The 252-nt window shown below is 52.0% G+C and carries 2 tRNA genes; both read left to right on the forward strand.

From position 1 onward, the window contains the following. Positions 1-58 precede the first annotated feature (58 nt). Positions 59-131 (forward strand) — tRNA-Thr (locus tag A194_RS0116710). Between the two features lie 19 nt (positions 132-150). Beyond that, positions 151-222 (forward strand) — tRNA-Glu (locus A194_RS0116715). Positions 223-252 lie beyond the last annotated feature (30 nt).

Below are 252 nucleotides of genomic sequence, written 5' to 3' on the forward strand. Positions count from 1 at the left end.
GAGCAGTTGGCTGTTAACCAATTGGTCGCAGGTTCGAATCCTGCCGCTGGAGCCATATGCTTCCTTAGCTCAGTCGGTAGAGCGCATCCATGGTAAGGATGAGGTCACCGGTTCAAGCCCGGTAGGAAGCTTTGTGGAGAGTTGTTATACGGCCCATTGGTCAAGTGGTTAAGACACCGCCCTTTCACGGCGGTAACAGGGGTTCGAATCCCCTATGGGTCATTTTACATATTCATTGCACCGTGTGTGCTT

The organism is Alkalibacillus haloalkaliphilus C5, assembly GCF_000269905.1.
In the GTDB taxonomy this organism is placed as follows: Bacteria; Bacillota; Bacilli; order Bacillales; family Alkalibacillaceae; genus Alkalibacillus; species Alkalibacillus haloalkaliphilus_A.